This is a genomic window from Xanthomonas campestris pv. badrii (assembly GCF_012848175.1).
In the GTDB taxonomy this organism is placed as follows: Bacteria; Pseudomonadota; Gammaproteobacteria; order Xanthomonadales; family Xanthomonadaceae; genus Xanthomonas; species Xanthomonas campestris_C.
Genome location: NZ_CP051651.1, coordinates 4,295,964 through 4,322,907, shown reverse-complemented (window position 1 = coordinate 4,322,907; position 26,944 = coordinate 4,295,964). Strand labels below are relative to the sequence as shown.

At 65.0% G+C, this 26,944-nt stretch carries 20 protein-coding genes; 13 read left to right on the top strand and 7 right to left on the bottom strand.

Features of this window, described 5'->3' with window-relative positions:
- Positions 1 to 32 precede the first annotated feature (32 nt).
- Together HG421_RS18365 and HG421_RS18360 are read right to left on the bottom strand one after the other, a co-directional pair.
- Positions 33 to 3,074 (bottom strand): TonB-dependent receptor, encoded by a 3,042-nt coding sequence (locus tag HG421_RS18365; protein WP_169707606.1) that lies wholly within the window; start codon positions 3,072 to 3,074, stop codon positions 33 to 35.
- A gap of 169 nt (positions 3,075 to 3,243) precedes the next feature.
- Entirely contained in the window at positions 3,244 to 4,296 is a 1,053-nt protein-coding gene (locus HG421_RS18360; protein ID WP_169707605.1) for a LacI family DNA-binding transcriptional regulator, read from the bottom strand.
- A 406-nt stretch (positions 4,297 to 4,702) separates the two neighbouring features.
- Here HG421_RS18360 and HG421_RS18355 point away from each other — a divergent pair, with 406 nt between their 5' ends.
- The 3 genes from HG421_RS18355 (at position 4,703) to HG421_RS18345 (ending at position 9,618) form a co-directional block, all read left to right on the top strand.
- Complete coding sequence (locus tag HG421_RS18355; protein ID WP_169707604.1) at positions 4,703 to 5,659, top strand: hypothetical protein; 957 nt, start codon at positions 4,703 to 4,705, stop codon at positions 5,657 to 5,659.
- Positions 5,659 to 8,331 carry a glycerol-3-phosphate 1-O-acyltransferase PlsB gene (gene plsB, locus HG421_RS18350; protein ID WP_169707603.1) on the top strand — a complete coding sequence of 891 codons (2,673 nt, stop codon included), beginning with the start codon at positions 5,659 to 5,661 and terminating at the stop codon, positions 8,329 to 8,331. Before HG421_RS18355 ends, plsB begins: the two co-directional genes overlap by 1 nt.
- Positions 8,332 to 8,637: 306 nt before the next feature.
- Positions 8,638 to 9,618, top strand: a complete 981-nt coding sequence (locus tag HG421_RS18345) for a zinc-binding dehydrogenase (RefSeq protein WP_169707602.1) — start codon at positions 8,638 to 8,640, stop codon at positions 9,616 to 9,618.
- 376 nt (positions 9,619 to 9,994) lie between these two features.
- On the opposite strand, the gene HG421_RS18340 is transcribed toward HG421_RS18345, so the two are convergent.
- Entirely contained in the window at positions 9,995 to 10,198 is a 204-nt protein-coding gene (locus HG421_RS18340; RefSeq protein ID WP_169707601.1) for a YdcH family protein, read from the bottom strand.
- A 153-nt stretch (positions 10,199 to 10,351) separates the two neighbouring features.
- Here HG421_RS18340 and HG421_RS18335 point away from each other — a divergent pair, with 153 nt between their 5' ends.
- The 3 genes from HG421_RS18335 to HG421_RS18325 all read left to right on the top strand — a co-directional run bounded on the left by HG421_RS18335 (position 10,352) and on the right by HG421_RS18325 (position 11,940).
- Complete coding sequence (locus HG421_RS18335) at positions 10,352 to 10,924, top strand: hypothetical protein (RefSeq protein WP_169707600.1); 573 nt, start codon at positions 10,352 to 10,354, stop codon at positions 10,922 to 10,924.
- Positions 10,925 to 11,079: 155 nt separating this feature from the next.
- Positions 11,080 to 11,379 (top strand): DUF5076 domain-containing protein, encoded by a 300-nt coding sequence (locus tag HG421_RS18330; protein ID WP_248279410.1) that lies wholly within the window; start codon positions 11,080 to 11,082, stop codon positions 11,377 to 11,379.
- Positions 11,380 to 11,586: 207 nt separating this feature from the next.
- Positions 11,587 to 11,940 (top strand): ribonuclease E inhibitor RraB, encoded by a 354-nt coding sequence (locus HG421_RS18325; protein ID WP_169707599.1) that lies wholly within the window; start codon positions 11,587 to 11,589, stop codon positions 11,938 to 11,940.
- A gap of 60 nt (positions 11,941 to 12,000) precedes the next feature.
- Here HG421_RS18325 and HG421_RS18320 read toward each other — a convergent pair whose 3' ends face one another.
- From HG421_RS18320 to HG421_RS18305, 4 genes are all read right to left on the bottom strand, one after another.
- Entirely contained in the window at positions 12,001 to 12,534 is a 534-nt protein-coding gene (locus HG421_RS18320; protein WP_169707598.1) for a lipocalin family protein, read from the bottom strand.
- A 196-nt stretch (positions 12,535 to 12,730) separates the two neighbouring features.
- Positions 12,731 to 13,765 (bottom strand): glycoside hydrolase family 43 protein, encoded by a 1,035-nt coding sequence (locus tag HG421_RS18315; RefSeq protein WP_169707597.1) that lies wholly within the window; start codon positions 13,763 to 13,765, stop codon positions 12,731 to 12,733.
- Positions 13,766 to 13,796: 31 nt separating this feature from the next.
- Entirely contained in the window at positions 13,797 to 15,284 is a 1,488-nt protein-coding gene (locus HG421_RS18310) for an MFS transporter (protein WP_169707596.1), read from the bottom strand.
- 241 nt (positions 15,285 to 15,525) lie between these two features.
- Positions 15,526 to 18,456 carry a TonB-dependent receptor gene (locus HG421_RS18305; protein WP_169707595.1) on the bottom strand — a complete coding sequence of 977 codons (2,931 nt, stop codon included), beginning with the start codon at positions 18,454 to 18,456 and terminating at the stop codon, positions 15,526 to 15,528.
- Positions 18,457 to 18,925: 469 nt separating this feature from the next.
- Between HG421_RS18305 and HG421_RS18300 the strand changes: the two genes are divergently transcribed.
- The 7 genes from HG421_RS18300 (at position 18,926) to HG421_RS18270 (ending at position 26,870) form a co-directional block, all read left to right on the top strand.
- On the top strand, positions 18,926 to 20,242 hold the full coding sequence (locus tag HG421_RS18300; protein WP_169707594.1) for an MFS transporter: 1,317 nt from the start codon (positions 18,926 to 18,928) through the stop codon (positions 20,240 to 20,242).
- 10 nt (positions 20,243 to 20,252) lie between these two features.
- Positions 20,253 to 21,245: an endo-1,4-beta-xylanase gene (locus HG421_RS18295; protein ID WP_169707593.1), complete on the top strand. Its 993-nt coding sequence runs from the start codon at positions 20,253 to 20,255 to the stop codon at positions 21,243 to 21,245.
- 51 nt (positions 21,246 to 21,296) lie between these two features.
- Positions 21,297 to 22,718, top strand: coding sequence for a glucuronate isomerase (uxaC, locus tag HG421_RS18290; protein WP_169707592.1), 1,422 nt, complete (start codon positions 21,297 to 21,299; stop codon positions 22,716 to 22,718).
- Between the two features lie 104 nt (positions 22,719 to 22,822).
- Positions 22,823 to 24,016: an endo-1,4-beta-xylanase gene (locus HG421_RS18285; protein ID WP_169707591.1), complete on the top strand. Its 1,194-nt coding sequence runs from the start codon at positions 22,823 to 22,825 to the stop codon at positions 24,014 to 24,016.
- Positions 24,017 to 24,159: 143 nt separating this feature from the next.
- Entirely contained in the window at positions 24,160 to 24,561 is a 402-nt protein-coding gene (locus tag HG421_RS18280) for a hypothetical protein (RefSeq protein ID WP_169707590.1), read from the top strand.
- Between the two features lie 97 nt (positions 24,562 to 24,658).
- Entirely contained in the window at positions 24,659 to 25,654 is a 996-nt protein-coding gene (locus HG421_RS18275; RefSeq protein WP_169707589.1) for a hypothetical protein, read from the top strand.
- A gap of 178 nt (positions 25,655 to 25,832) precedes the next feature.
- Entirely contained in the window at positions 25,833 to 26,870 is a 1,038-nt protein-coding gene (locus HG421_RS18270) for an SMP-30/gluconolactonase/LRE family protein (protein WP_169707588.1), read from the top strand.
- Positions 26,871 to 26,944 lie beyond the last annotated feature (74 nt).

Here is a 26,944-nt window from a genome sequence, read left to right as displayed (position 1 = left end):
CAATCGCTGGCCAATCGGTTGTTTTTATCGAATTACCAGATGATGCGCGCGCTCAGGAACAGCGTGCGCGGCGGCGTGGACAGCGCACCGTACTGATTGATGCTGGCGCGCGGGTTGTAGACGCCGTTCTGGCCCCAGTCGATGGCGTACTGATCGTAGTTGCGGAAGTTCAGCGCATTGATCAGGTCGCCGCGGACCTGCACGGTCAGTGTCTCGGTCACGTGCATGTCCTTGGACAGCGACAGATCCAGCTGGCGCGTGCCGAAGATATCGCCACCGGCAATGAACTTGCCGCCCGGCGCATCCACCGAGACGATGCGGATGTTGTCCGACGGCTGGCCGCCGTACTGGTCGTAGGACACCGCCTCGTTGCGTGGCGGTACCGTGGCCAGGGTCAGCTTGGCCGAGGCGCTGATGCCCCAGAACAGATCGTAGATGCCGGTCAACACCAGGCGGTGGCGCGGGACCGCATTGAGGTCCAGGAACGGATAGTCGGCGATGGTGGCCGCATCGAACCCGTAGCGATCGTCGTTGCCGCGATTGCCGCGCGCACGCGAGAAGGTGTACGCCGCGGTCAGCCCCCAGCCGCTTTCCTGCGTGTAAGGCTTGTCGGCCGACAGCAGCAGCTGGCCAGTCTTGGTTTCCACGCCGTTGTTGCCGATCAGCAGCGAGCCGAAGCCGGGCGGATTCTGGCCCCACGGCTGGCCGCCGTTCTGGAAGAAGTCGCCATTGGGATAGCGGTTGCCCAAGGTGAAGATCAGGCCGTCCTTGCTATGAATGTAGGACAGCGTGGCCGAGGTGTTCCACTCCCCTAGACGTGTGCGCAAACCCAGCGAATATTGGTCGGAGTAGGGCGTCTTCAGGTCGTTGTTGAGCAGGTCGATCTCGCCGTTGCGCACGCCCGAGTTGACCAGGCTGCCGAGGCTTGACGGGTCGCTCAGATAGGCCGGGTTCCAGCTGACGCAGGTGCCCGGTGCCGGCGTGCAGCCGGGAGGGGCTTCGGCAAAGCGCAACGTGTATTGGGCCAGTGCCGACTTGACCTGCTCCAGGCCGAGCACGTCGAACAGGTTGCGGTCGTAGCTGCGCCCGGCACCGCCGAACAGCACCAGCGATTCGTCGCCACGGAAGTCGTAGGAAAAGCCCAGGCGCGGCGCGAAGTTGTTGTTGTCCTGTTTGCGATTGCGGCCGTTGCTGATGTAGTCGTTGATGTTCACTCCACCCTTGGCCAGTTGCTCGGCATAGGTGGCGCTGACGGCCGGGTCGGTGCCGGGGCCATTCAAGGCTGCCACCACTTCCGGCGGCGTCACGTTGTCCAGGTAGGACGGGATCTTTTCGCCGTCCCAGCGCACGCCGAGGTTCAGCTGCAGCTTGTCGTTGACGTCCCAGTCGTCCTGGATGTACAGGCCCAGCTGCTTGCTGGTGGTGGTCACCGACGGCGCGGCACCGGCGAACGGCAGGTTGAAGCGCACCTGGTACGGAATCGGGGCCGTGCCCTGACCATCGGCGACCGCGTAGTAGAACGAGGGATTGACCGCGGAATTCTCGCTCTGCGTCAGTTCCACTTCCTTGTACTTCACGCCCATCTTGATCACGTGGCTGCCGTGCCAGTCGATGCTGTTGAGGGTCAGGTCGTTCTGGAAGCTGGGGCCCTTCTGCCCCTTGCGCTGGATCGCCAGGCCGCTGGTGGCGTTGTCGCGGATCAGCACATCGTCCTCGGCGATGCCGCGGGTATAGATGTTCTGATTGCCCAGGGTGAAGGCGTTGGGGTTGAACAGCACATCCTCGTATGAAATGCGCGCCTCGTTGACATAGGTCTCGCCGAAATGTTGCCAGCGCAGGTCGTAGCGCTCTTCGGTGTTGAGGTTGTTCTTGCCGGCGATGGCGGTGTTGCGGTCGCCTACGTCGTCGCGGCTCTTTTCGTCGCGGTACTTGGCGGTCAACTCCAGGCGGTCGTTCTCGCCCACATCCCAGTCGATCTTGCCGAAGTACAGGTCTTCCTTGAACGGACGGGTGACCGAGCCCAGCCGGCTCTGCACGCCGGCCGGCAGGTCGTCCCTCAATGCGCTGAAGGTGTCCGGCACCGAGACCGGGTTGGCCGATACCTCGAAGCCCTTGCCTTCGTAGCTGACGAAGAAGTGCGCCTTGTCCTTGACGATCGGCCCGCTGAAGGCCATGCCGTATTCGTCCTGGTGGGTCTGGCGCTTGCTGCCGTCGGCATTGGGCGCACCGGCACGCTCGTCGGCCTGGCGCGCGCGGAAATCGGTATTGGTGGTGCGCCCGAAGATCTCGCCGTGGAATTCGTTGCCGCCGGACTTGGTGGAGGCCACGATCGCCGCCGAGCCCACCTGATCGAACTCGGCCTTGTAGTTGGAGGTGATGACCTTGTACTCGCCGATCGCCAGCTGCGGGAACGGGTTGCCCGCGCTCTGTTCCTGGCCGGACACGCCGCCGAACAGATAGCTCTTCTGGCCCACGCCATCGATGTAGACGTTGACCGCCGAGCTGGCCTGCGCGCCGCCGCGGATGCGGCTGTTGCCGTTCGGGTCGGTTTCGAACTGCATGCCCGGCACGGTGTCGGCAAACTCCAGGAAGTTGCGCGTCAGCTGCGGCACCGTATTGATCTGCTTGAGCGACACGTTGGTACCCACTTCGGAGGTCTTGACCTCCTGCAGCGACGTGGCGGTGACCTTGACCGTGTCCAGGGTGGTGGCGGTACCGTCGGCGGCCGGCGCTGCCGCCTGGCCGCCCGCGCCCAGATCCAGGCTGACCGACGAGGCCACCGACAAGGTCACCGTCTTCTCCGTGCCCGGGCCCGCATCCACCTTGTAGGTCCCCGGCGGCAGGCCGACCAGGGCATAGCTGCCGTCCGCACCGGTGGTCACGCGTCGGGTGGCGCCAGTGGCGACATTGGTCGCGGTCACGGTGGTCCCGGCCTGGGACGCGGCCACCTGTCCGCGCAGGGTGGCGTTGCTGGACTGGGCCATGGCCGGGCTGGCCGCCAGTAACGAAGCGGCAAGGGCACAGCACAGCAGGCTGCGCGCCGGCAGGGTGGAGACGCTACGGTAGCTTTTCATTGACTTCCCCCTCCCAGGGGTCAGGCGCGTACCGGCGGAAGTGGTCGGCGTGGCGCGGGGTGGTGCGTCGTTTCAGGGACGATGGAGCGATGGCGGCAACAAATCAGGAGTTATAAAAAACATAAGAAACCGCAAAGAATTCGTGAAGATGCGACGTGGCGCATCTCCGTCAGCAGTCAGTAGCAGTGCGTGCGGCGCTGGACGCGCGCACGATCAGCTCCGGCACCATTTCAGAAAACGCTGGCGGCGCCGCATCGGCGGGCGGCGGCGGGGCATCGACCAACTGCTGGCCGAGCAGCAGCCGCAGCGCGCGCGCGCCCAGCCCGGCGATGTCCACCCGCATGGTGGTCAGCGCGGGGAGCACATAGCGCGCCATCGGCACGTCGTCGAACCCGGACAGCGCGATGTCCTGCGGCACCTTCAGCCCGGCGTGGCCGAGCGCGAACAGGCAGCCCAGCGCCATCATGTCGTTGGCGGCGAAGACCGCATCGGGGCGGTCCTGCTGCGCCAGCGCCTGGCCGGCGCGGTAGCCGGACTCCTCGTCGAAGTTGCCCGGCAGCACCCACGGCTGCGCGTGTGCATCCACCGCCATTTCATCGCGATAGCCGCGCAGGCGCTCGTGCGCATCGAAGTTGTCATCCGGGCCGGCGATGAAGGCGATGCGGCGGTGGCCGCTGTCGCGCAAATGGCGCGTCATCACCCGCGCGCCGCCGTAGTTGTCCACGTTGAGCACCGGGCGCTGGCTGGCACTGCCGGCGCAATTGAGCAGCACCGCCGGCAGGCCGCCCGGTAGCGCGTCTTCGTGCACGCCCGAATCCCCCAACGACGGCGACATCACCACCACCCCATCCACCCGGCCGGGCAGGCGCTCCAGCGCACGGCGCTGCGCCTGCGGGTCGCCGTGCGAGCTGGACACCAGCAGGTGGTAGCCCTGCTCGCGTGCCACCTGGTCGATGCCGCGGATCAGTTCGGAAAAGAATTCGCCATGCAGATCCGGCAGCACCACCCCGATGGTGTGGGTCCGGCGGCTGCTCAGGCTGCGCGCGGCGTGATGCGGGATGTAGTTCAGGACCCGCGCCACCTGCAGTACGCGCTCACGCACCGACTCGGCCACGTGCTGGTGCCCATTCATGGTGCGCGACACCGTGGCGACCGACACCTGCGCCTCGCGGGCCACGTCCTTGATGGTGACGCTGCCGCCTTCCGAACGTGGCCGACTCATGGCGCTCTCTCCAAAACAAGGCGGTGACGGCCGCATGCCGAAGCGCTGCGTGCAGTCTGCGGGTGCCGAACGTTCGTGTCGCACAGGCACATGAAGGTCATCGGCCCCATCCGATGGCGACCTCGAAGCGAGATGGCGCGCACGCTAGCAGGAACTGCAAGCGCTTACATGATGCGCCGCAGCATCGGGCAAAACACAGGCGGGGCAAGGCTTGCGACCTGATTGGTGGACAAAGTTGTCCGAATGAGACAACGGCAGTCATGGTCAGACACCGGTTGGCGACAGGCGAGGAACTACGAAAACGTAACATCTTTGATGCGTACCGCAGCGTACGGTGACCACGTGCCTTGCCGCCAGTGCATTCAGACAGCAAGATGCGCCGATCGATCAGGGGAACATCGTGCGCATGTCGCCATCCACCGTCCGCGCAGGCCGGTTCCAGTCCATCGCGTGGGTGGTGCTGGCCGCACTGTGCGTCGGCGGCTGCCAACGCAACGACACCGCCGTTGCATTGCCCGGTGCCAAGGCCGAGCCGGCCGCCGCGATGCAGTCGATGACGCTGCCGCTGCGGCGCAACGACCTGGTGGCCTACGCGCGGATCCGGGTCACGCCTGCGCAATACACCCAGCTGGAAGCGGCCTGGCGCAGTGGCACCAGCCGCTGGCCGCTGACCGAGTTGCCGCTGCCCAATGAAACCGGCGCCCTGCTGGGGTCGTTGTCGGCCCCCGATGCCGAGCGCCGCCTGCAGCAGGCCTTCGATGCGCAGCTGGCCGGGCAGTCGCGGGGCATTGCCCAGGCAGCGCAGTCGCTGGGCCAGTTCGGCGTGCAGTACCTGCGCAGTCGCAGCGACTACCAGCCCGAGCAGCGGGCGCACTATGTGCAACTGGTCGATGCGCTGAGCGCCTGGGCCGCGTCCGCGCCGCTGGCCGACCGTCCGCGTGCCAAGGCCAGCATCGCCGATCTGGTGACCGCCGCGCGCGCCACCGGCATTACCTCCGACGCCGACCTGCAGCAGCTGGGCATGGAAGAAAGCCTGCGCCGGCTCGGGCCGTTCTGGGCGGCGTGCAAGAAGGTGCTGGAGCGCTACGACCTGTCGATCGACAGCAGCCTGGATGCGTTGCGTACCGGCCTGGTCAAGCAGCAGGGCGACAGCGCGCAGGTCCGGCTGCGGTATCCGCTGGCCGCGCACGATATCGACCTGACCGTGGCGCTGATCAAACGCGATGGCCACTGGTACCAGCAACAGACCCAGGACGAAGTGGCCGCACTGCTGCACGCGCAGCCGACACCGGGCCTACCCGAGGCCGCGGCAGGCACCGACGCGGCGCCGGCAGACGCCGGGCAGCGCCCGGCTGGGCGATAATGACGGCGATGCCAGAACAGAACCCCCTGCCGTTTCCTGACGGCCAGCCCGCCCCGACCGCCTCCGACGCCGCCGCCCCTGGCGCGACGGCGGCCGCCTCGCCGTTGCCCGCCGCATCGCCAGTGCCGCCGGATGCGCCAACGGCCGCGGTGCCGCTGCCGGCCGCTGCGCGGCAGGCCAAACGCCCCTGGTGGGCGCGCCTGCTCGGGCGCCTGGCCGACCCGTGGTTGAGCCTGACCATCGAGCCGGACCAGCCGAGCCGCTACGACGACGGCGCGCCGGTGGTCTACGTGCTGGAGGACTACGGCCTGTCCAGCGCGCTGATCCTGGACAAGGCCTGCCGTGAGGCCGGGCTGCCCTCGCCGCTGGTGCCATTGCCGGGCGACCCGCTGCAGCGCAAACGCGCCTATCTGGCGCTGTCGCGGCGCAGCAGCAGCAATTCGCTGATTCCCGAACAGCGCGGCGGCAAGACCCATTCCGATTCGCTGGCCAAGTTGCTACAGGCGCACCGCGTGCGCGCCGACCTGGACGTGCATCTGGTGCCTGTGTCGATCTTCGTCGGCCGCGCGCCGGACAAGCAGAGCGGCTGGTTCGCGGTGCTGTTCTCGGAAAACTGGGCGCTGGTGGGCCGCTTCCGCCGCCTGCTGGCGGTGCTGCTCAATGGCCGTACCACCATCGTGCGCTTCGCGCCGCCGATCTCGCTGCGCCAGACCATGGCCGAGGGGTTGCCGCCCGAGCGCACCCTGCGCAAGTTGCAGCGCGTGCTGCGCACCCACTTCCGGCGCATCCGCGAGGCGGTGATCGGGCCGGACCTGTCCACCCGTCGCCTGCTGGTGGACCAGGTGCTGGCCGCCGACTCGGTGCGCGAGGCCATCGCCACCCAGGCCAAGCGCGACAACTCCAAGCCGGTCGATGCCTGGCGCAAGGCGCATGCCTATGCGTGGGAAATCGCCGCCGACTATTCCAGCCCGGTGGTGCGCTCGGCCAGCTTCCTGCTCACCCACGTATGGAACCGCATCTACGCCGGCGTGCTGGTGCACCACCTGGACAAGCTCAAGCAGGCCGCGCCCGGGCATGAAGTGGTGTATGTGCCCAGCCACCGCAGCCACATGGACTACCTGCTGCTGAGCTACCTGCTGTACGAACGCGGCATCGTGCCGCCGCACATCGTGGCCGGCATCAACCTCAACCTGCCGGTGGTGGGCACGCTGCTGCGCAAGGGCGGCGCGTTCTTCATCCGCCGCTCGATCAAGGGCAACGCGCTGTATTCGGCAGTGCTCAGCGAATACGTCGCCCAGCTGGTGGCTGGCGGCTATTCGATCGAATACTTCGTCGAAGGCGGGCGCTCGCGCACCGGGCGCCTGCTGCAGCCCAAGGGCGGCATGATCGCGATGACGCTGCGCGCCTACCTGCGCCAGCCACGCAAGCCGGTGCTGTTCCAGCCGGTGTACATCGGCTACGAGAAGCTGATGGAAGGCAACAGCTATCTCGACGAGCTCACTGGCCGGCCGAAGGAAAAGGAATCCATCTGGGGCCTGCTGTGGTCGATTCCCAAAGTGCTCAAGCAGAACTACGGTCAGGTGGTGGTGAACTTCGGCGAGCCGATCGCGCTCAACGATGTGCTGGCCAAGCACGCACCCGATTGGGACGGGCAGCCGCTGCCGGAAGACGAGAAACCCACCTGGCTGGCGCCGGCGGTGGACATGCTGTCCACGCAGATCCAGACCCGCATCAACTGCGCCGCCGACGTCAATCCGATCAACCTGCTGGCGCTGGCCTTGCTGTCCACCCCCAAGCACGCAATGGGCGAGGCCGACCTGATCGCGCAGATCGAGTTGTGCAAGAAGCTGCTGGCGGAAATGCCGTATTCCGATCGCGTCACCGTCACCCCGCATACGCCGGCGCGCATCATCACCCATGCCGAAGAGATCAACGTGCTCACGCGTGTGTCGCACCCGCTGGGCGATGTGCTCAGCGTCAGCGGCGATACCGCGGTGCTGCTGAGCTACTTCCGCAACAACGTGCTGCACCTGTTCACCGCCTCCTCGTGGGTGGCCTGCTGTTTCCAGAACAACCGCCGCATGAGCCGCGCCGGCCTGATCCGCCTGGGCCGCACGGTATACCCGTTCCTGCAGGCCGAGCTGTTCCTGCCGTGGAGCGAAGACCGCTTTGCCGAGCGCATCGAACAGACCATCGAGATGTTCGTCCGCGAAGGCCTGCTGCTCAACGTCACCGACGACGATGGCGGCATCCTGGCGCGCAACACCGGGCAGACCGATGAAGTGTTCCGGCTGCGTGCAATCGGCCACTCGCTGCAGCAGGCGTTCGAGCGCTATTACATCGCCATTTCGGTGTTGGTGAAGAATGGCCCCGGCGTGCTCGGCGCCGGCGAACTGGAAAGCCTGTGCCAGCAGGCCGCGCAGCGTCTGAGCCTGTTGTACGCACCGGCTGCGCCGGAATTCTTCGACAAGACCCTGTTCCGCAGCTTCATCCAGAAACTACGCGAGCTGCGCCTGGTGTGGCCGGACGAGAACAGCAAGTTGCTGTTCGATGAGCGGCTGGATGCATGGGCCAAGGATGCCAAGTTCATCCTGGGGCGCGAGCTGCGCCACACCATCGAGCGGGTCAGCCCCGAAGCGGTCAAGCCGGATGTGGTGTTGCCGCCGGAGTGAGGTGGCGGGACGAGGTGCGCGCGTGCGACGCATCCTTGCGCGCGCGTCTTCAACGCTGCCACGGCGCGATGACCCTTCTCCCGTCGGGAGAAGGTGGCGCGCAGCGCCGGATGAGGGTACGACCGCAGGCGATCACACAGCCATGCAGCACATCGCCCTGACCCCAGAGCGACCCGCAGCACCGCAAGGTTTCACACAGCGGTTGCGTCCGTTTCATCGGCCGCTTGCGCCCATGCAGATAGCATCGAACGACATTTCCCAGTGATCAGGCGCGCCGCAACGCGGATGCGCCTGGCAGGAGATTCCATGCGCGCAGCCATCCATACCCAATTCGGCGATCCCGCCAAGGTGCTCGAGCTGGGCGAACGTCCAGTCCCGCAACCCGGCAAGGGCCAGGTGCGTATCGCCATGCGGCGCTCGCCGATCCACAACCACGATTTGTGGACCGTGCGCGGCAACTATGGCTACAAGCCGGAGCTGCCCGCGATCGGCGGCAGTGAGGGGGCTGGTGTCATCGATGCGCTGGGCGAGGGCGTGGACGGCCTGCAGGTTGGCCAACGCGTGGTCGCGGCCGGCGTGCACGAGAGCTGGGCCGAGTACTTCCTGGCGCAGGCCTCCGGCGTGGTACCGCTTCCCGATGCGCTGGACGACGACCGCGGTAGCCAGTTGATCGCCATGCCGTTGAGCGCGCTGATGCTGATCGAATTCCTGCGCGTGCAACAGGGCGACTGGATCATGCAGAACACCGCCAACGGCACCGTCGGCAAGACCGTCGCCATGCTTGCGGCCCTCCGCGGCATCAACGTGATCAACCTGGTACGCCGCGATGCCGGCGTGGAAGAACTCAAGGCGCTGGGCATCGGCAATGCCGTGTCCACCGCGCAGGACGGCTGGCAGGAGCAGGTGCGCGCGCTGGCCGGCGATGCGCCGATCATCCGCGCTGTCGACTCGGTGGGCGGTTCTGCTGCAGGCGAGCTGCTGGCCCTGCTGGCCGAGGGCGGCGAGCTGGTGTCGTTCGGCTCGATGACGGGCGAGCCGCTGCAGATTTCCAGCGGCGATGTCATCTTCAAGCAGGCTACTGTGCGCGGCTTCTGGGGCAGCAAGGTCATGGCCGCCTCCAAGCCCGAGGACAAGCGCCGGATGATCGGCGAGCTGATGAAGGCCGTACGCGATGGCAGCCTGGCGTTGCCGGTGGAAGCGGTGTTCGACCTGGCCGACGCCGCCAAGGCGGCGGCCGCCAGTGCCGAAGCAGGACGTAGCGGCAAGATCCTGTTGCGCGCCGGCTGAGCGCTCACGCCGCAGTCCGATTGCCTCGCCTTGGCGCGTCCTTCTCCCGCTTGCGGGGGAAGGTGCCCGAAGGGCGGATGGGGGAAACGCAGCGACAGCTGGCCAACGTCTGCGGACTCCCCCAGTCAGGTAGCCACGTGCGCGCAATGCCACGCCAAGGCATGCTTGCTCAACCGGCCATGGCATGCCGCGCATCCGCAGTCCCAGCGGTCAATCCACCAGCAGACACGTCGTAGGAGCGCGCCTGAGCGCGACGGGCCTTCCAGGGAACGCCTCATCGCGCCCAGGTTCGCTCCGACGCCGGTGTCAGCACCCGTAGCGGGCAGACCCCACGATCGGCAGGCAGTACCAAGCGGACCCAACTGCAGGCATGGCCTCACGCCGGCTCGTCAGGCACCAGCTCCATTTCCAGCCGAATGATGCAGTCCTTGATCTGCAGCTTGCGCTTCTTCAGCCGCTTCATCTGCAGTTCGTCCTCCAGATTGGCGGGCATGCGCTGGATCTCCTCGTCCAACGCGCGGTGGGCGCGTCGCAACTCGGCGATCTGCTCGACGATCTCGGCGGGTGAGAGAGTGTCCACGCCCCGAGCATACACAACCCCGGGCGCTGCGCGTCACCCGCGCTTGCCAAGCGGCGCGGGGCTGCGACAATGCCCGCGCGCCCTCGGGGAAACGACGGCGCGCATATCCATCATTGCCGCGCGGCTCCGGCCGTCGAGAAAGGAGTCTTCCCAATGCGTTTGCGTTCTTCCCTGCTGGCCCTGAGCCTGCTCACCGCCTCCAACCTGGCCGCTGCGGCCGATGTCGCCAAGTACGACGGCTTTCTGTGCTGCAACCTGCGCACCGACGGCAGCTGGATCAGCGACAGCAACTACGCCGAAGACGGCAAGCGCGTGCTCCCCGTCGGCACCCCGGTCAGCGTCACCGGCTTTGGCCGCAACCGCGTCAACCTGAAGATCGCCGGCGAGAAGCAGTCCATCGGCAACGACTACAGCCGCGACCTGGACAACACCGCCTTTGCCGCCCGCTACGTGGTCACCGCCGATCCCAAGCTCAAGCTCGCCACCTTCCCGCCCAAGATCCGCCAGGCCATCAATGACGGCAAGCTCACCGGCGGCATGACCCGCGAGCAGGTGCTGATGGCGGTCGGCTACCCGATCAGCAGCGAAAACCCCAATCTGGAGGCCTCGCTGTGGCGGTACTGGCGCGACAGCTTCTCCGAGTACCAGGTGCAATTCGGCCCCAGCGGCAAGCTGGTCAAGGTCACCGCGGATCCGCAGGTGTTGAATCTGGTCTGGGTTCCCTGACGCACAAGGCAGGCGTAGGTCTGGTCCTGCGCTTGCCGCTTCGATGGGGCATTGGCAACTGCTGGTCTTGACTAGCCGCGAGACCGCCCACGCATCACGCATGCCATCGCGGCGGTACGTATCAGCTCACCGTCGTCATCAAGAAGGAATATGAAATGCATGATGGAGAATTGATCATTCCGCCCGACGCATTGGCCGATCCGGAGGCGTTCGAGCTGTTGCGTCTGTGGGCTGCGCAAGAACACTTGCATGTGAGCATCAACAGCGATCTGGGCGGCGGGGCTGAGGACTTTGGCGAGCTACTCGCCGATCTGTTCGAGCATGCCTCGCGGATGTATGCGCAGCGCGATGGCCTCCCTTTGGCGCAATGTCGCACATTGATGGCGGATGACTTCCTGCGGCGTATTGCCGACCCTAGCGGTAGTCCAGAGGGGGCGCTTCCGGTGGAGCACTAGCGGCGCGGTCTGAGGCACGCTTTCGTGAAACCGCTGGCGCCTGATCGTTCCTGAAAGACACTCGATGGCTGTCGGTTACCCGGCCAATCGCAGGTTTGCTGCGAGCATCGCAGCCCCACCTTGTAAATATCATCGAGACTCGCTTCCTGGCTCGACGGCGAAGATCCTGGCGTCACAGCCGTTCCGGGCAACACCTTTGAGACCGTTATGCAGCGAAATCAGATTCTGTATCCCAAAGACGATAACGGCGACACCCTCTGGCACATCGCCCAGCAAGGGGTGGATCTTTCGAAGCCCCGGGAGATCGCGTTTTCCGTGGTCTTCCCGAGCAAGGAATCTGCGCTGGAGTTTTCGGTGATGATGCTGCGCTTCGAGCAGAAGGTTCGCTGTTGTCATTACCCGGACAACACCACATTCCCTATGGATGTGACGGTGTATCCGACCATGGTGCCTACGTACAAGGCGATTTCGGCATTCGAGGACGAGCTGGCAGCCGAAGCCAAGCCTTTGGGCGGCTTGAACGATGGATGGGAATTCTCTGTGGACGAGAAAGACGCCTGACGCACTCCGCGGTTTGATGGATGGCACCGCCAGCAGATGCAGCGCTCAAGCGGTTCCGCATCAGCGCACTGACTGCGGCACGCGACGCAGTTGCGTCACGTCGTAGCCCATCGCTGCGATGCGCTCAACTGCTTGCTGGTAGTCGACGTCGGACACCTGTGGGGTGCGTGCCATGTACCAGACGTAGTCGCGCTTGCTGCGCGCCACGATGGTCTGCGTATAACCCGGATCCAGCCAGGCGATCACGTATTCGGCCTTGAACGGCCAGATGAATTGCATGCTCCACAGCGCGCCATTGCCCTGCTTTGCGACCCGCCCGATCGGATTCATCGACTTGAGCGGGGCCTGGAAGCTGCCCTTGCGGAAGGTGAAGGTGGTCTGGATGCGGCCATCGGGCCGCAGCGCATAATTCTCTACTGCAGCGTAGGCCTTGCGTTCGGGCCGGGTGGGAATATGCGCGATCACATACCAGTCGCCCATGAAGCGCGGCACGTCCACGTTGTCTGCGCGAGGCAGCGCGGAGCGCGGTTCGCTACCGCTTGCACTTCCGTGGACCGCAAGGGTGAGTAACAACAGCATCGACGCCTGGCGCATGACAACCTCTTTCAAGAAACTCAGTGCATGGGCATACGTTGCGATGGTGCCTGTGGATGCAGCGTGCAATGCACCGTCTACCGAAAGGCAGGATGGTCTATCGATCGTTGACGGGCGCTACCGTTGCAAGCGCTGCTGCACATCCGGTCGGCGACCCCATGATGGACGGTCAGCGGTGAGCCTGATCATTGCCATGTCACCACGGCGAGACGGCATCCTTTCCGTACGGGTGAATCGTTGCAATCGTGCCATCCGCCAGATGCTCCAGCGGCGTCATCTTGATGCTGCGCAGATGGGTCTGCCCGCCCGACAAGACAGCGTCGTGATAGAACAGGTACCACTGGCCTTCGACGTTGCAGATGGAGTGGTGTGTGGTCCAGCCGATGACCGGTGCCAGCAGCACGCCTTGATAGGTGAACGGGCCGTAGGGCGAGTCGCTGGTGGCGTAGCAGATCAGGTGGGTGTCGCCGGTGGAGTACGACAGGTAGTAGCGGCCGGCGTGATGATGGACCCAGGGGCCTTCGAAGAAACGGCGCGCGTGATCGTCGGCGCGTAGCGGGGCGCCGTGTTCGTCGAGGATCTCCACCTCGCGGGTGGGCTCGACCAACTGCCGCATGTCTTCGCGCAGGCGGCCGACGCGTGGGCCGAGCGCAGGCGCCGCGCCTTCGGGCTCCTGATGGGTCTGCGCATAGACGTTGTCGCGGTAGTGCTGCAGCTGGCCGCCCCAGATGCCGCCGAAATACAGGTAGTGCTCGCCATCGGCATCGCGGAACACGGCCGGGTCGATGGAATAGGTGCCGGCGATCGGCAGCGGCTCTGCAGCGAACGGGCCTTGCGGCCCATCGCCGACCGCCACGCCGATCTGGAAGATGCCGTCGGCGCGCTTGGCTGGGAAATACAGGTAGGTCTTGCCGTTGCGTTGCGCGGCATCCGGTGCCCACATCTGCCGTTGCGCCCAGGGCACGTCGCGCACGTGCAGCACCTGGCCCAGGTCGTCGGCCGGCGCGCCGGGATGCGCCATGCGAAAGACGTGGTAGTCCTCCATGCAGAAGTGCGAGCCGTCGTCGCTGAAGGCGACACCGGCATCGATGTCGTGCGAGGGATAGATGTAGAGCGCGCCATCGAACACATGTGCGGACGGGTCGGCGGTGTAGATGTGGCTGACCAGCGGTGCGGAAATGGCGGTGCGCGCCAGCGCCTGCAGGGTGGCGGCTTGCAGTTCATCGGACATGCGCGTACCTGTGCATGAGGGGGAAGAGGGATTAGGGCGACGCGAGGGGTGCGGCCTGACGGCGCACGCCCAGTTCGCGTTCGATGCGGGTTTCCAGCGGTTTGTCGATTTCGTACAACACCAGCAGCGCGGTGCCGAGCAGGAACGGGAGGGAGGCGTACACGCTGATGGCCAGGCGGATGCCGTCGGTGACCGCCGCGCTCTGCTGGGGCAGTGCTGCGTCATAGCCGTAAAACGCCAGGATGCCGGCGACCAGCGCGCCACCGACGCTCAGGCCGATCTTCAGCCCGCACAACATCGCCGAAAAGATGATGGCAGTGGCGCGGCGGTGGTTCTTCCACTCCGAGTAGTCGGCCACATCGGCGATCATCGCCCACAGCAGCGGGATGGTGATGCCGTAGAAGAAGCCGTGCAGCACGTAGGAGGCGAATACCAAGCCGATCGCATCCGGCGGATACACGTAGAACGCCAGCAGGAACAGCGTGGAAACCAGCAGCGCGCCGCCGAAGACGTTGCGTTTGCCGTAGCGATCGGCCAGGCGCTTGGAAAACCCGATGCCCACGATCATCGCCAGGATGCCGCCGGCACTGAACACGCTGAAGGCCGAGGTGGGCGCGTCCTGGGGCCACTGCAGTGCCGTCATGCCGGCACCGGTGAGCATGCCGTTGATGCCGGCAATGAAGCGATTGAAGCCGGCGTTGTCGAGAAACTGCGCCAGCGCGCCGGCATCGAGGGTGTACTTGAAGTAGTAGATGTACATCCCACCCTTCATGGCGAGATTGATGAAGACCAGAACCGTCAGCGCCAGCATCACCAGCCACGGCTTGTTGCGCACCAGGTCGGTAAGGTCCTGGCGCACGCTGCTGCGTTGTTCGGCGATCGGCAGCACGCGTTCGCGGGTGGTGAAGAAGGTGATCAGAAAGCACAAGGTGCCGACTGCCGCGAACAACCCCATGGTATTGCGGAATCCTTGCGCCTTGTCGCCATTGCCCAGGATCAGCACCAATGGCAGCAGCAGCACCTGGATGATGAACTGCGCGAACGTCACCGCCAGGAAGCGATACGCAGACAGGCTGTTGCGCTGCTCCATGCTGCCGGTGAGCACGCCGCTCAATGCCGAATACGGCAGGTTGTTGGCCACGTACACCAGCATCAGCAAGGTATAGGTGGCGAAGGCATAGGTGACCTTGCCGTGCTCGCCCAGCACCGGCGTATTGAACGCAGCCAGCGACAGCGCGCCGAACGGCAGCGCCGTCCACAGGATCCACGGGCGGAACTTGCCCCAGCGGGTGCGCGTGCGGTCGGCCAGGATGCCGATGATGGGCGTGAACACGAACGCGCCGAGCAGGCCGACCACAAAGATCAACGTGGCCGCCGCGCTGGCGGGAATCCGGAACACGTCGGTGTAGAAGAACGCAAGAAAAGTGACCAAGGTCTGGAAGATCAGGTTGGCGGCCAGGTCGCCCAGGCTGTAACCGATCTTTTCGCGCACGGAGAGCTGCTGTGACCGATCGTTCATGAGGTGAGGCGGGCTCGAAGAGTGCTGCGGAAAACGCCGCGGCGCGCGCTACGCCGCTGGCCGCGACCCCTCTGGGTCGTGGCCGCCGGCGCAGCAGCTGCAGTGTCCGGTAAAACCTCGTGCGCCGTCTTGCAGGCAGCGCGACCGGCGCAGCGGATGCGCGATGCACGTGCAGAGCGCGTGCATCGCGCATATCGGCCGCGTCCGGCTGCCCACGGCGCCGTCGTGTCGATGGTCACTGTCAGAACGTGCCGCGGATGCCGAGCATGACGGTGCGCCCCGGCTCGTACAGGTCGTAGGTGGCGTTGGGCCACGCATAGGTGGTGCGCAGCGGCTCGTCGGTGATGTTGGTGACGTTGAGGGTGATCTGCGGCTTGGAGGGCAGCCAGTCCAGCGCGTAGCTGGCCGACAGATCCAGCTGGCCGCGTGCGTCGGCATTGAGGCGCGCGTACGGGATGCCGTTCTGGTTGGCGCCGGAGATCACCATGTCGTCGTTCCAGGTGTAGGACAGGCGGACCGAGGCGGCGTTCTTTTCCCAGTACACGGTGCCGTTCCACAGGTTCGGCGCCACACCCACCGCCACCGCTGGCACGCCTTCGCCTTCGGAGGATTGGGTGACATGGGTGTAGTTCAGGCTGAAGCCCAGGCCGTCGACCAGCTTGTCCAGCGGCTGTACCCAAATGGCTTCGGTACCGCGGATGTCGAGCACGCCATCGGCGTTGACCTGGGTCTGCACGTCGACCGTGGCCGCGTCCGGTCCGCCGCGCTGCTGCAGGCCGGCCTGCTGGATCGGCAGCAGGCTGTCGTACGGCACGCCCAGTTCGTTGAAGGGAATGCGCCGCACGCCATTGACGGTGAAGCCGCTGATGCGCTTGTTGAACAGCGTCAGGCCCACATAGCCTTCGCCGCCGGTATACCACTCGCCGCCGAAGTCGACGTTGGTGGACAGGTAGGGCGCCAGGTTCGGATTGCCTTGGGTGGCGGTCTGCGCGGACGGGTCGCTGAAGTTGGTATTGGGCAACATCGCGCTCGGGTCCGGGCGGGTGAGCGTGCGCGAGCTGGACAGGCGCAGCACCACGTTGTCGGCCACGTCCCAGGCGGCGTTGAATGAGGGCAGGGCTTCCTTGTAGTCGGAGTCGAGCACCTGCACGCGGCGGATGCCGTTGATGGTGACCGGGCCGGTGATGGTCTGGTCGGTGGTGACGTAACGCACGCCGGCGTTGAGGCGCAGCGTGCGGTTCCACACTTCGGTTTCGGCGTTGGTTTCGATGTAGAAGCCGAGGTTCTTCTCGCGGATGCCACCGGTCGAGGCGCCGGTATTGGCCGAGTTGGATTCCGGTGCTGCATCGCGCAGCGGGTAATAGTTGGTGTCGCGCAGGAAGCGATCGAAATCGGCGGTGATGAAGCCATCCGGGCCGGGCCGCAGATACGTGGCCAGCACCGCGCTGGGTACCGCCGAGCCCGGGCCGCCGTTGCACACGTTGCCGCCACCGCCGCGGCAGACCACCTGCTCCCAGGCGATGCTGTTGTCGAAGCCGCGGATGGTGCGCTCGGCCTGATCGTAGGCCGCACCGATCTTGATGTTGCGCTTGTCCTCGCCGAACTGCAGGTCGGCGCGTGCGCCGCGGGTTTGCGTCACGCGTTTTTCGTTCTGGATGTTGACCCGGCCACCTGTCCAGCCCCAACCCAGGTTGGGATCGTTGAGATCCAGCGGGCTGCTGATCGAGGGGCGGTCGCCGCCCTGGTTGCGATAGTCCACGGTGGTGAACGGCGAGGTGACCAGGATGCTGGGCGACTCGCGATCCAGCCAGCTGCGCGTGGCATTGGCCTGCACGTTGAGCTTGATGTCCTGCTCGGCGCCGAACAACAACTCTGCACCCGGATTGACGCTCCAGAACTTGACCTCTTCGCGGTACGGGCGCGCTTCCAGAAAGTATTGCGCGTTGGCGAAGGTGGCGCTGGTGACCACGTTGTTCTGGTCCAGCTGCATGCCCAGCGGGATCATGTTGCCGTTGCGGCCGATCAGATTCATGCTGATCCGCTCGGTGGTGCGCTTGGCTTCCGAATACAGCGTGTCCAGGTAGAAGTGCATGCTGTCGGAGGGGCGCCATTCCAGCGACATCACCGACGCATCGCGGTCGCGATCGCCATTCATGTAGACCTGGCGGCCAAGGCGCGGAATCAACGCATCGCTGATCTGGTCGATGCTCAGGCCCGGGTTGCGTGCCAGCAGCCACGCCGCGTCGATGGTCTCGCCGGTGGTCAGGCCACTGCCGGCGGTGGCCGGCACGCGGTCGGGAATGCGCCAGTTGCCGCCGCCGTTGACGTTGCACGCCGCCGGCTGATTGGTGGCCGGCGTGCCTGCGGGCGGGGTGAGCCCGCATTGGGTGTAGGTCAGGCCCGGGTTGGTCCAACCCACGCTCTCGAAGCCGCGCACGCCCAGTTTGCTGCGCACCGAGGCCACCCCGAACAACGCGCCGAAGGTGCCTTCCTCATTGGTCCAGCTGCCCATGACCGCGCCACGCGGGGTGGTCTTTTCGCTGGTGCTGTTCCAGTCGGCCTGCGCCTGATAGGTGAAGTGCACACCGGGGCGATCGAACGGGCGCGCGCTGCGCATGTCCACCACGCCGGAGACGCCGCCCTCGAGCATGCTGGCGGTGGGTGTCTTGCTGACGGTGAGCTGGGTGAAGAATTCGGTGGGAAACAGGTTCAGATCGACTTCGCGGTTCTGGTTCTGCGCGTTCAGGCCGATCGAGGCGGTGGCGATGCTGGAGCCGTTGAGCGTGGTCTTGGTGAAGCTGGTGCCCAGGCCACGGATGGCGATGTTGAGACCTTCGCCATTGACGTCGCGCGCCAGCTGCACGCCGGGAATGCGGTTGAGCGACTCGGCGATGTTCATGTCCGGAAACTTGCCGATGTCTTCGGCAAACACGGTGTCGGCGAAACCGACCGAATCGCGCTTGGCATCGGTGGAGAACTGGATGCTGCGTCGGTAGCCGGAGACGGTGACGGTATCGAGCTGGGTCACTGCGTCGTTGCTGCCGGCCGGGTCCGGCGGCGGTGGCGCAGTGGTGGCCTCGGTGGACTGGGCCCAGGCGACGCTGCTGGCCATGCCCAGCAGGATGGATCCCAATGCGCAGGACAACGCGGTTCGTGCGTAACTGTTCTTCACCGTAATCCCTTCCCTAACAGGTGAGCAGATGTCCCACGCATCGCCCCGGCGCAGGGAGTGCCGCTGCCGGTAGCGGCGCGGCGATGGTGCGGTGGGGAAGAACGGGCGATCAGTGGCGCTGGATGTTAGCGCTACCAAATTCGGAACATCACGCTGCAGGGCAGCATAGACGCGGAGGCCAGGCAGGGCCGGTGCACTCGCCAAGCGTTGTTGACGGTTGGCGAGTGCGTACGGCGCGCGGTCGTGTTGCACTGCGCGATGGCTTTCGCCGGGGAGCGTGGTAATGGTAGCGCTATCATCCGTGGCGCAAGGCCACCCTCGTGCAGGTGCAGTGGTCGATGAAACCCAGCGAAGAACGCGGCAACCACGCGCATGAGCGGCACCGGCGTGGTGCGCGCACCGCTACCGCTACTGCTGCGATGCCGGTGCAGCAGCTGCGCGGAGCCTGGTCGCCGCGCAGGCCGTGCGCATGAGCGAGGCACCCAGGGCCGTGCCTGCTGCTGCGCCGGCGGGGTTGGGCCGCGTGCGTTGGCGGGTGTGTGCGTTGTTGCTGGCAGCCACCACCATCAACTACGTCGACCGCCAGGTGCTGGGCGTGCTGGCGCCGTTCCTGCAGACCCAGATCGGCTGGAACGAGATCCAGTACGGCTACATCGTCACCGCGTTCCAGGCGGCGTATGCCTTGGGGCTGTTGTGCAGCGGCGCGGTGATCGACCGCTTCGGCACCCGCATCGGCTATGCGCTGGCGATCGGGGTGTGGAGCCTGGCGGCGATGGGGCACGCGCTGGCGACCAGTGTGGTGGGTTTTGCGATTGCGCGGTTCTTCCTGGGGCTGGGCGAGTCGGGCAATTTTCCTGCCGCGCTCAAGACGGTGGCCGAATGGTTCCCGCGCCGCGAGCGCGCGCTGGCTACCGGCATCTTCAATTCCGGCTCCAATATCGGGGCCATCGTTGCGCCGTTGCTGGTGCCGGTGATCGCCACGATCTGGGGCTGGCAGGCGGCCTTCCTGTTCACCGGCGTGTTGAGCGCTACCTGGCTGGTGGTGTGGTGGCTCACCTACCACCCGCCCGAACAGCAGCCCGGCCTGTCGCCAGCGGAACTGGCGCATATCCGCAGCGATGTCCACGAGCCGGTGCAGGCACGGCTGTCGTGGTTGCAGGTGCTGCGGCATCGGCAGGCCTGGGCGTTCGTGCTGGGCAAGTTCATCACCGACCCGATCTGGTGGTTCTTCCTGTTCTGGCTGCCGAAGTTCCTGCACGCCGAATATGGTTTGAGCCTGCTGCAACTGGGCGCGCCATTGATCGTGATCTTCGTGCTGGCCGATGTGGGCAGCATTGCCGGTGGCTGGATCGCCGGGCGGTTCATCGCGCGCGGCTGGAGCGTCAATCGCGCACGCAAGACCGCCATGCTGATCTGCGCGATCTGCGTGGTGCCCATCGTGTTTGCCGCCCGTGCGGACAATCTGTGGCTGGCGGTGGCACTGATCGGGCTGGCGACCGCCGCGCACCAGGGCTGGTCGGCCAATCTGTTTACGCTGCCCTCGGACATGTTTCCGCGGCATGCGGTGGCCACGGTGGTGGGCATCGGCGGATTCGCTGGCGCGGTGGGCGGCATGCTCATCGCCACCTTCATCGGGTTTTTGCTGCAGGCGACCGGCAGTTATGTGCCGGTGTTCCTGATGGCGGGCTCTGCGTATCTGCTGGCGTTGGCCCTCGTGCATCATCTGGTGCCGCGGCTGGAGCCGGCGCATCTGCCCGCGGCCACCCCGGCGCCGCCATCTTCCTGAGGGACGCATCATGCAGTTGCACACACTGGGGTTGGGCGTGTTGCTCGCCGCAAGCCTGGCATCGGCCGCCCATGCGGCGCCGTTGGCGGCGGGCGCATCCACGTTTTTGGGCAGTGCCTACAGCCCACAACAGGCATCCGGCTTTGCGCAGCACTGGAACAAGCTCACCCCGGAAAATGGCGGCAAGTGGGGCACGGTGGAAGCGGTGCGCGACCAGATGGACTGGAGCGCGCTGGATGCGGCTTACCGCTTCGCCAAGGCCCGCGGCATGCCGTTCCAGATGCATGTGATGGTGTGGGGCAACCAGCAGCCGGAATGGATCAAGACCCTGCCGCCGGCCGAGCAGCGCCGCGAGATCGCGCAGTGGTTTGCCGCCGTGGCGCAGCGCTATCCGGACATCGACCTGCTGGAGGTGGTCAATGAACCGCTCAATGATCCGCCCAGCAAGAGTGACACCGGCGGCGGCAACTATCTGCAGGCCCTGGGCGGCACCGGCGCCAGCGGCTGGGAATGGGTGCTGCAGTCGTTTCGGTTGGCGCGCCAGCACTTTCCCAATGCCAAGCTGATGATCAACGACTACGGCATCACCAACACATCCAAGGCCACGCAGCGCTATCTGCAGATCGTGCACCTGCTGCAGCGCGAGCACCTGGTGGATGCCATCGGCATCCAGGAGCATGCCTTCGAGACCACGCCCAACGTGGCGATGTCGGTGCACCGCGCCAATCTGGATGCGCTGGCGGCCACTGGCCTGCCGATCTACATCACCGAATTCGACCTGGATGGGCCAAGCGATGCGCAGCAGCTGGCCGATTACCAGCGCGTGTTTCCGGTGTTCTGGGAGCACCCGGCGGTGCGCGGCATCACCCTGTGGGGGTTCCGTCCCGGCCTGTGGCGCGACAAGGAAGCTGCCTATCTGGTGCGTGGCGACGGCAGCGAGCGACCGGCGCTGCGCTGGTTGCGCGACTACGTGGCTGCCCATCCCGGCACGCCTGCGCCATGACGCGGGCGGCCGACAGCGTGTATCCCCCGTCTTTCTCGGTGTTCTGAGCCCATGTCCACACCTGTTTCCCTGACCCTGCACGACGACCGGCTGTTACCCGCCGACCCTGGCACCCGTGCGATCGCGCGCCGTCTGTATGCACAGATCGCCAGGCTGCCGATCATCAGCCCGCATGGGCACACCGACCCGGCCTGGTTTGCGACCAATGCGGCGTTCGCCAATGCAACAGAACTGCTGCTGGTGCCCGATCACTACGTGTTTCGCATGCTCTACAGCCAGGGCATCGACCTGGATGCGCTGGGCATTCCGCGCGCCGATGGCACCCGCGCAGCGGTGGACCCGCGCGCGGCATGGCGGGTGTTTGCCGAACACTTCGCGTTGTTGCGCGGCACGCCGTCGGCGTTGTGGCTCAACCATGTCTTCCACGAAGTGTTCGATCTGCGCATCCGACTGGATGCGGCCACCGCCGATCACTATTACGACCACATCACCGCCGCGCTGCAGACGCCCGCATTCGCACCGCGGGCCTTGTTCGAGCGCTTTGCCATCGAGGTGATCGCCACCACCGAGTCGCCGCTGGACAGCCTGCAGCATCATGCCGCCATCGCCGACAGCGGATGGACCGGACGCGTGCTGACCGCCTACCGTCCGGACCCGGTGGTGGACCCGGAGCACGAGCAGTTTGCCGGCGCGCTGCAGCAGTTCGGCGCGCTCACCGGCGAGGATGTGCTGACCTGGCCCGGCTATCTGCGCGCGCACCGGCAGCGCCGCGCGTTCTTTGCGGCGCACGGCGCCACCTCCACCGATCACGGTCACCCCAGCGCCGCCACGGCCGACCTGTCGCCGGGGCAGGCGCAGCGCCTGTTCGAGACCGTGGTACGCGGCGCGGCAACGCCGGAGCAGGCCGAGCTGTTCCGCGCGCAGGTGCTGACCGAAATGGCGGCGATGAGCCTGGACGACGGGCTGGTGATGCAGCTGCATCCGGGGTGCTTTCGCAATCACAACCAGCCGCTGTTCCAGCGCTACGGGCGCGACAAGGGCGCCGATATCCCGATGCGCACCGACTATGTGCATGCGCTCAAGCCACTGCTGGATCGTTACGGCAACGACCCGCGGCTGCGCTTGATCGTGTTCACCCTGGACGAAACCAGCTACAGCCGTGAACTGGCGCCACTGGCCGGACATTACCCGGCGCTGCTGCTGGGCCCGGCGTGGTGGTTCCATGACGCGCCCGAAGGCATGTGGCGCTTCCGCGAGCAGACCCTGGCCAGCGCCGGCTTCTACAACACGGTGGGCTTCAACGACGACACCCGTGCCTTCCTGTCGATTCCCGCCCGGCACGATGTCGCGCGACGCGTGGACAGCGCGTTCCTGGCCAAGCTGGTGGCCGAGCATCGGCTGGACGAGGACGAGGCTGCGGAGATCGCGGTGGATCTGGCTTACCGCCTGCCCAAGCAGGCCTACAAGCTGTGAGAGCGGGTAGGCGCGTTGCGCGCGCAGCGCGTCGCGCAGTGATGGCTGAGGCTGTCACGCGCCGGTTGCAGCACCGCAGTGGAGACTCGACCAGGCACCACGCCATGCCGCATCTGCTCACCCTGTTGCGTGGTGCATGCGTCGTCGCTGCCTGCCTCGTCGCCGGACCGGCATTGGCGCGCTGCGAAACGCCCGATACCTCGCTCAAGCAGGCGTATGCCGATGGCTTCTTGCTGGGCACGGCAGTCAATGCCGAGATCGTCTCCGGCAAGGACGCTGCCTCGGCGGCGCTGGTGGCCTGCCAGTTCAATGCGCTCACACCGGAGAACGTGATGAAGGCCGAGGTCGTCGCGCCGCGGCCGGGCGTGTTCGACTTCGCCGCCGCCGACGCGTTCGTCGCCTATGCGCAGCGCCAGCGCATGTTCGTGGTCGGGCACACGCTGGTCTGGCACAACCAGACCCCGGAGTGGTTCTTCGTCGATGCGCAGGGCACACCCAACACCTCGGCTGCGCAGATCGAGCGCATGCGTGCGCATATCGAGCGGGTTGCCGGGCGCTATGTGGGCACGGTGCAGGCCTGGGATGTGGTCAACGAAATCATCGACGAAGACGGCAGCTACCGCGCCACCAACTGGGTACAACGCGTCGGCGATGGTGACACCGTGGTGCGCAATGCCTTCGCCTTCGCGCAGCGCTACGCACCGGATGCCGAGCTCTACTACAACGACTTCAATGCCTGGCGGCCGGCCAAACGCGACGGCATCGTGCGCATGGTCAGGATGTTGCAGCAGGCCGGTATCCGCATCGACGGCGTCGGCATGCAGGGGCATTGGGGCCTGAACTACCACAGCGTGCAGGACATCGAAGCAGCCATCGATGCGTATGCTGCGCTCGGCATCAAGGTGATGATCACCGAACTGGACGTGGACGTGTTGCCGGTTACCAGGGAAGGCCAGGTGATTGGAACGGGCCTGGCGCACAAGCAGTTCCAGCTGCCGGAATTCAAGCGGTTTCTCGACCCGTATCGCGATGGGCTGCCGCCACAGGTACAGGCGCAGTTGACCGCGCGTTATGCGGAACTGTTCGCGCTGTTCTGGCGCAAGCGCGACACGCTGGCGCGTGTCAGTGTGTGGGGCGTCACCGACGGCATGTCGTGGAAGAACGATTACCCGGTTCCCGGCCGCACCAATCATCCCTTGCTGTTCGACCGCAATCACGCGCCCAAACCGGCGCTGGAGGCGGTGTTGGCGGTGCCTGAAGAGTTAAACGGCCAAATGGTTCATTGCTGGCATGATTAATTAGTTATATTAACAATGAAAATTCGGAAATTATTCAAACAAAAGTGATGGGTGTCTGTAATGTCTATGTATGATTGGATTAATTTGTAGTTGCAATACAGTCACTAAGAATTTTCAAAATTCAATCGAATTGGGAGACTTTAATGAACGGAAAACCCATTTGGATAGTTGCAATCCTCTTTATTTCAATGCCATTTTCATCGCAGTCCTTCTCGAAGTATAAAGATTCAAACAAATTGGACGAGGCTGCTATACAGATCATCCGGGATGATGTTCGTCTAGCGCGTCAGGTCGACTTTGATCTCGCACCGCTAAGAAGCAGGGCGGATTTGAATGGATATATGAGTCGAATTCCAAAGGATTCTCCAATCAATGCCTTGCCTGTCTCAGCTGCCAAGCGTTTCTTCGAAAGTGTCGAATTCAATGAAAAGGGCGTGACTACCTTCTCTTACCAAGAGCTAAGCGGCCTCACTGCGAGCCGGGTCTATGCAATCCTTTCGCTAATTGCATACAAAGCGCGACACAATCCGTGCCTGGGTTGTTGATTGAGAGCGATGCGGATCGCGCCATCATGACGCCGCAGAACATCACCCCGGAAATGAAGGCAGATTACGGCGACTACCGTTGTGAGGCGCGTGCAACATGTACTCAGTCACTCACCAAGATTTGCACGGGAAATTGCTGAGCGGGCTACTTCTCGCACTGCTGCTTTGGCTACCTGTTTCTCCCCCGCTTGCGCATGCTGTTGACCTTGATCCGTCTGCATCTGCGACGACTGCGGACACGATTGAAGTCGCCGCAGTGCGGAGGTCGAATGAATCCGATCTTGCGCTCTCTGAGCGGGTCAAGCAAAGCTACGAGAAGATGCGTAGTGCATTGATGGCCAATCGGTCATGGTCGGGTTTCAATGATCGTCAGGCCCGTCAAATTTTCGAGGTCGCGAATGCGGCCTCGTTCTATACCGGCGATTCCAGGATCACCGAAGACCAGGTCAAGGCCTTGGCTGCCCTGGAGCGCTTTCATGCATCACAGCCTCACGATGTCGTGCAGACCTATCGTGCCCTGTTGGCAGCGCGAGACTTTGCTGCCGCAAAGGGCTTCTTTGCGCATCACGCTGACGGCCTGCCTCATCCACCACCGGAGGTGGTGGAGCCCATCGCCGTTGCCGCAGGGTTGCCAAGCGAGTTGCGCATCGCACCGCATGGCAGGCGGCTCTTGCATGTCGCCTCGCACATCGATGCTGGTCGCCTCATCATCGTCGTTGCAGATCCGCTGTGTCCCTACACGCAACGTGCCATGGCTGCCATCGGCCAGGATCCGGCTTTGAATGCAGTGATGCGATCTCATTCGAAATGGATCGCGCCGCCAAGCAGGCAAGACGATTTTTCGGTGTTTGCCGCTTGGAACGAGAGATACCCGCAGCAGCAGATGTCGCTGGCGTTCCGCAAGAGTGATTGGCCGATGCTGACACAGTGGGCAACGCCGATTTTCTACTTCATGGATGCGGGCCGTGTGATCGACACGGTCGCTGGATGGCCAGCACAAGGCCACAGGGCTGAACTATTGGCTGCAGCCAAGCGGATTGGCTTGCAGGTATCTGAAGATCAAGTGGAGACAGAGCCGGATGGAAAGCGCTGAGGGACTTTGGTGTTTCTGGCTTCAACGACCTCATCCTGGGCAGTTCAGCCTTGTGTCGATCCCACACGAGGTGAGTGACACGTTGCACCAGCGTGCAATCACTGCAGCGCCCTGCAGCGGCTGACACGCTGCGCGGACTTGATGGCATCATGGGGCTGGACCCAAAGCCGGAGAACCGATGCGCTTGTCGCCCTATCTGTTGTTGGCCGTTCCGTTGCTGGCCATCGCCGCTGCCTGCACGAAGAAGGACACACCGCCACCGCGATTCACCACCATCGGGCAGCTGCAACGCTTCGACCAGCGTTTCAGCACCGTGGTCGCGGCCGATGCGCGCATCGAGAAGCTCGCCGAAGGCTTCACCTGGTCAGAAGGCCCGGCGTGGGTGCGCAACGGGGGCTACCTGTTGTTCACCGATGTGCCGGAAAACACGCTGTATCGCTGGTCCGAGGATGCTGGCCTGTCGGTGCTGCTGTCGCCGTCCGGCTACGTGGGCCCGGAACAGGCCACGCTGCGCGAAGCCGGCGCCAACGGCCTGTATGCCGAGCCGAGCGGCACGGTGCTGCTGGCCGATTCGGGCACGCGGATCGTGGCCAGGCTCGATCCGGCCACCCGCAAGAAGACGCCGCTGGCCACCCGCTTCGACGGCAAGCGCTTCAATAGTCCCAACGATGTGGTGCGTCGCAACGACGGCGTGGTGTTCTTTACCGATCCGCCGTATGGCTTGAAGGATCTCAACGACTCGCCGGTCAAGGAATTGCGCTACAACGGCGTGTACCGGCTGGACCCCGACGGCAGCGTGCATCTGCTGGACGACAGCCTGGGCTTCCCCAACGGCATTGCGCTATCGCCGGATGAGCGCACCTTGTACGTGTCCAATTCCGACCCCAACCGGCCGATCTGGATGGCGTATGCGCTCGATGCGCAGGGTGCCGTCACCGGCAAGCGCGTGTTCGCCGATGCCTCGGATCTGGTCGCCACGGATGCTCCCGGCCTGCCCGACGGCATGGCGGTCTCGTCTGACGGCCACCTGTTCGCCACCGGCCCTGGCGGCGTCATCGTGTTCGACCCATCCGGCCAGCGGCTGGGTCGCATCGAAACCGGTGAGGCCATCTCCAACTGCGCGTTCGGCAGCGACGGCCATACCCTCTACATGACCTCGCACGCGATGCTGACCCGCGTGCGGGTCAAGTCGCTGGGGTTGCAGTTTGCCCAGTAGCCTACAGGGCAGCCAGAGCTTCTCTTTAAGCGTGATCCCTATTGCGAATCCGTTCTGCGCCGGAGTGATCTTGA

Coding starts and splice junctions, on each gene's coding strand:
- HG421_RS18365 (WP_169707606.1), bottom strand. CDS start 3,074: ATGAAAAGCTACCGTAGCGTCTCCACCCTGCCGGCGCGCAGCCTGCTG.
- HG421_RS18360 (WP_169707605.1), bottom strand. CDS start 4,296: ATGAGTCGGCCACGTTCGGAAGGCGGCAGCGTCACCATCAAGGACGTG.
- HG421_RS18355 (WP_169707604.1), top strand. CDS start 4,703: ATGTCGCCATCCACCGTCCGCGCAGGCCGGTTCCAGTCCATCGCGTGG.
- plsB (WP_169707603.1), top strand. CDS start 5,659: ATGACGGCGATGCCAGAACAGAACCCCCTGCCGTTTCCTGACGGCCAG.
- HG421_RS18345 (WP_169707602.1), top strand. CDS start 8,638: ATGCGCGCAGCCATCCATACCCAATTCGGCGATCCCGCCAAGGTGCTC.
- HG421_RS18335 (WP_169707600.1), top strand. CDS start 10,352: ATGCGTTTGCGTTCTTCCCTGCTGGCCCTGAGCCTGCTCACCGCCTCC.
- HG421_RS18330 (WP_248279410.1), top strand. CDS start 11,080: ATGCATGATGGAGAATTGATCATTCCGCCCGACGCATTGGCCGATCCG.
- HG421_RS18325 (WP_169707599.1), top strand. CDS start 11,587: ATGCAGCGAAATCAGATTCTGTATCCCAAAGACGATAACGGCGACACC.
- HG421_RS18320 (WP_169707598.1), bottom strand. CDS start 12,534: ATGCGCCAGGCGTCGATGCTGTTGTTACTCACCCTTGCGGTCCACGGA.
- HG421_RS18315 (WP_169707597.1), bottom strand. CDS start 13,765: ATGTCCGATGAACTGCAAGCCGCCACCCTGCAGGCGCTGGCGCGCACC.
- HG421_RS18310 (WP_169707596.1), bottom strand. CDS start 15,284: ATGAACGATCGGTCACAGCAGCTCTCCGTGCGCGAAAAGATCGGTTAC.
- HG421_RS18300 (WP_169707594.1), top strand. CDS start 18,926: ATGAGCGAGGCACCCAGGGCCGTGCCTGCTGCTGCGCCGGCGGGGTTG.
- HG421_RS18295 (WP_169707593.1), top strand. CDS start 20,253: ATGCAGTTGCACACACTGGGGTTGGGCGTGTTGCTCGCCGCAAGCCTG.
- uxaC (WP_169707592.1), top strand. CDS start 21,297: ATGTCCACACCTGTTTCCCTGACCCTGCACGACGACCGGCTGTTACCC.
- HG421_RS18285 (WP_169707591.1), top strand. CDS start 22,823: ATGCCGCATCTGCTCACCCTGTTGCGTGGTGCATGCGTCGTCGCTGCC.
- HG421_RS18280 (WP_169707590.1), top strand. CDS start 24,160: ATGAACGGAAAACCCATTTGGATAGTTGCAATCCTCTTTATTTCAATG.
- HG421_RS18275 (WP_169707589.1), top strand. CDS start 24,659: ATGTACTCAGTCACTCACCAAGATTTGCACGGGAAATTGCTGAGCGGG.
- HG421_RS18270 (WP_169707588.1), top strand. CDS start 25,833: ATGCGCTTGTCGCCCTATCTGTTGTTGGCCGTTCCGTTGCTGGCCATC.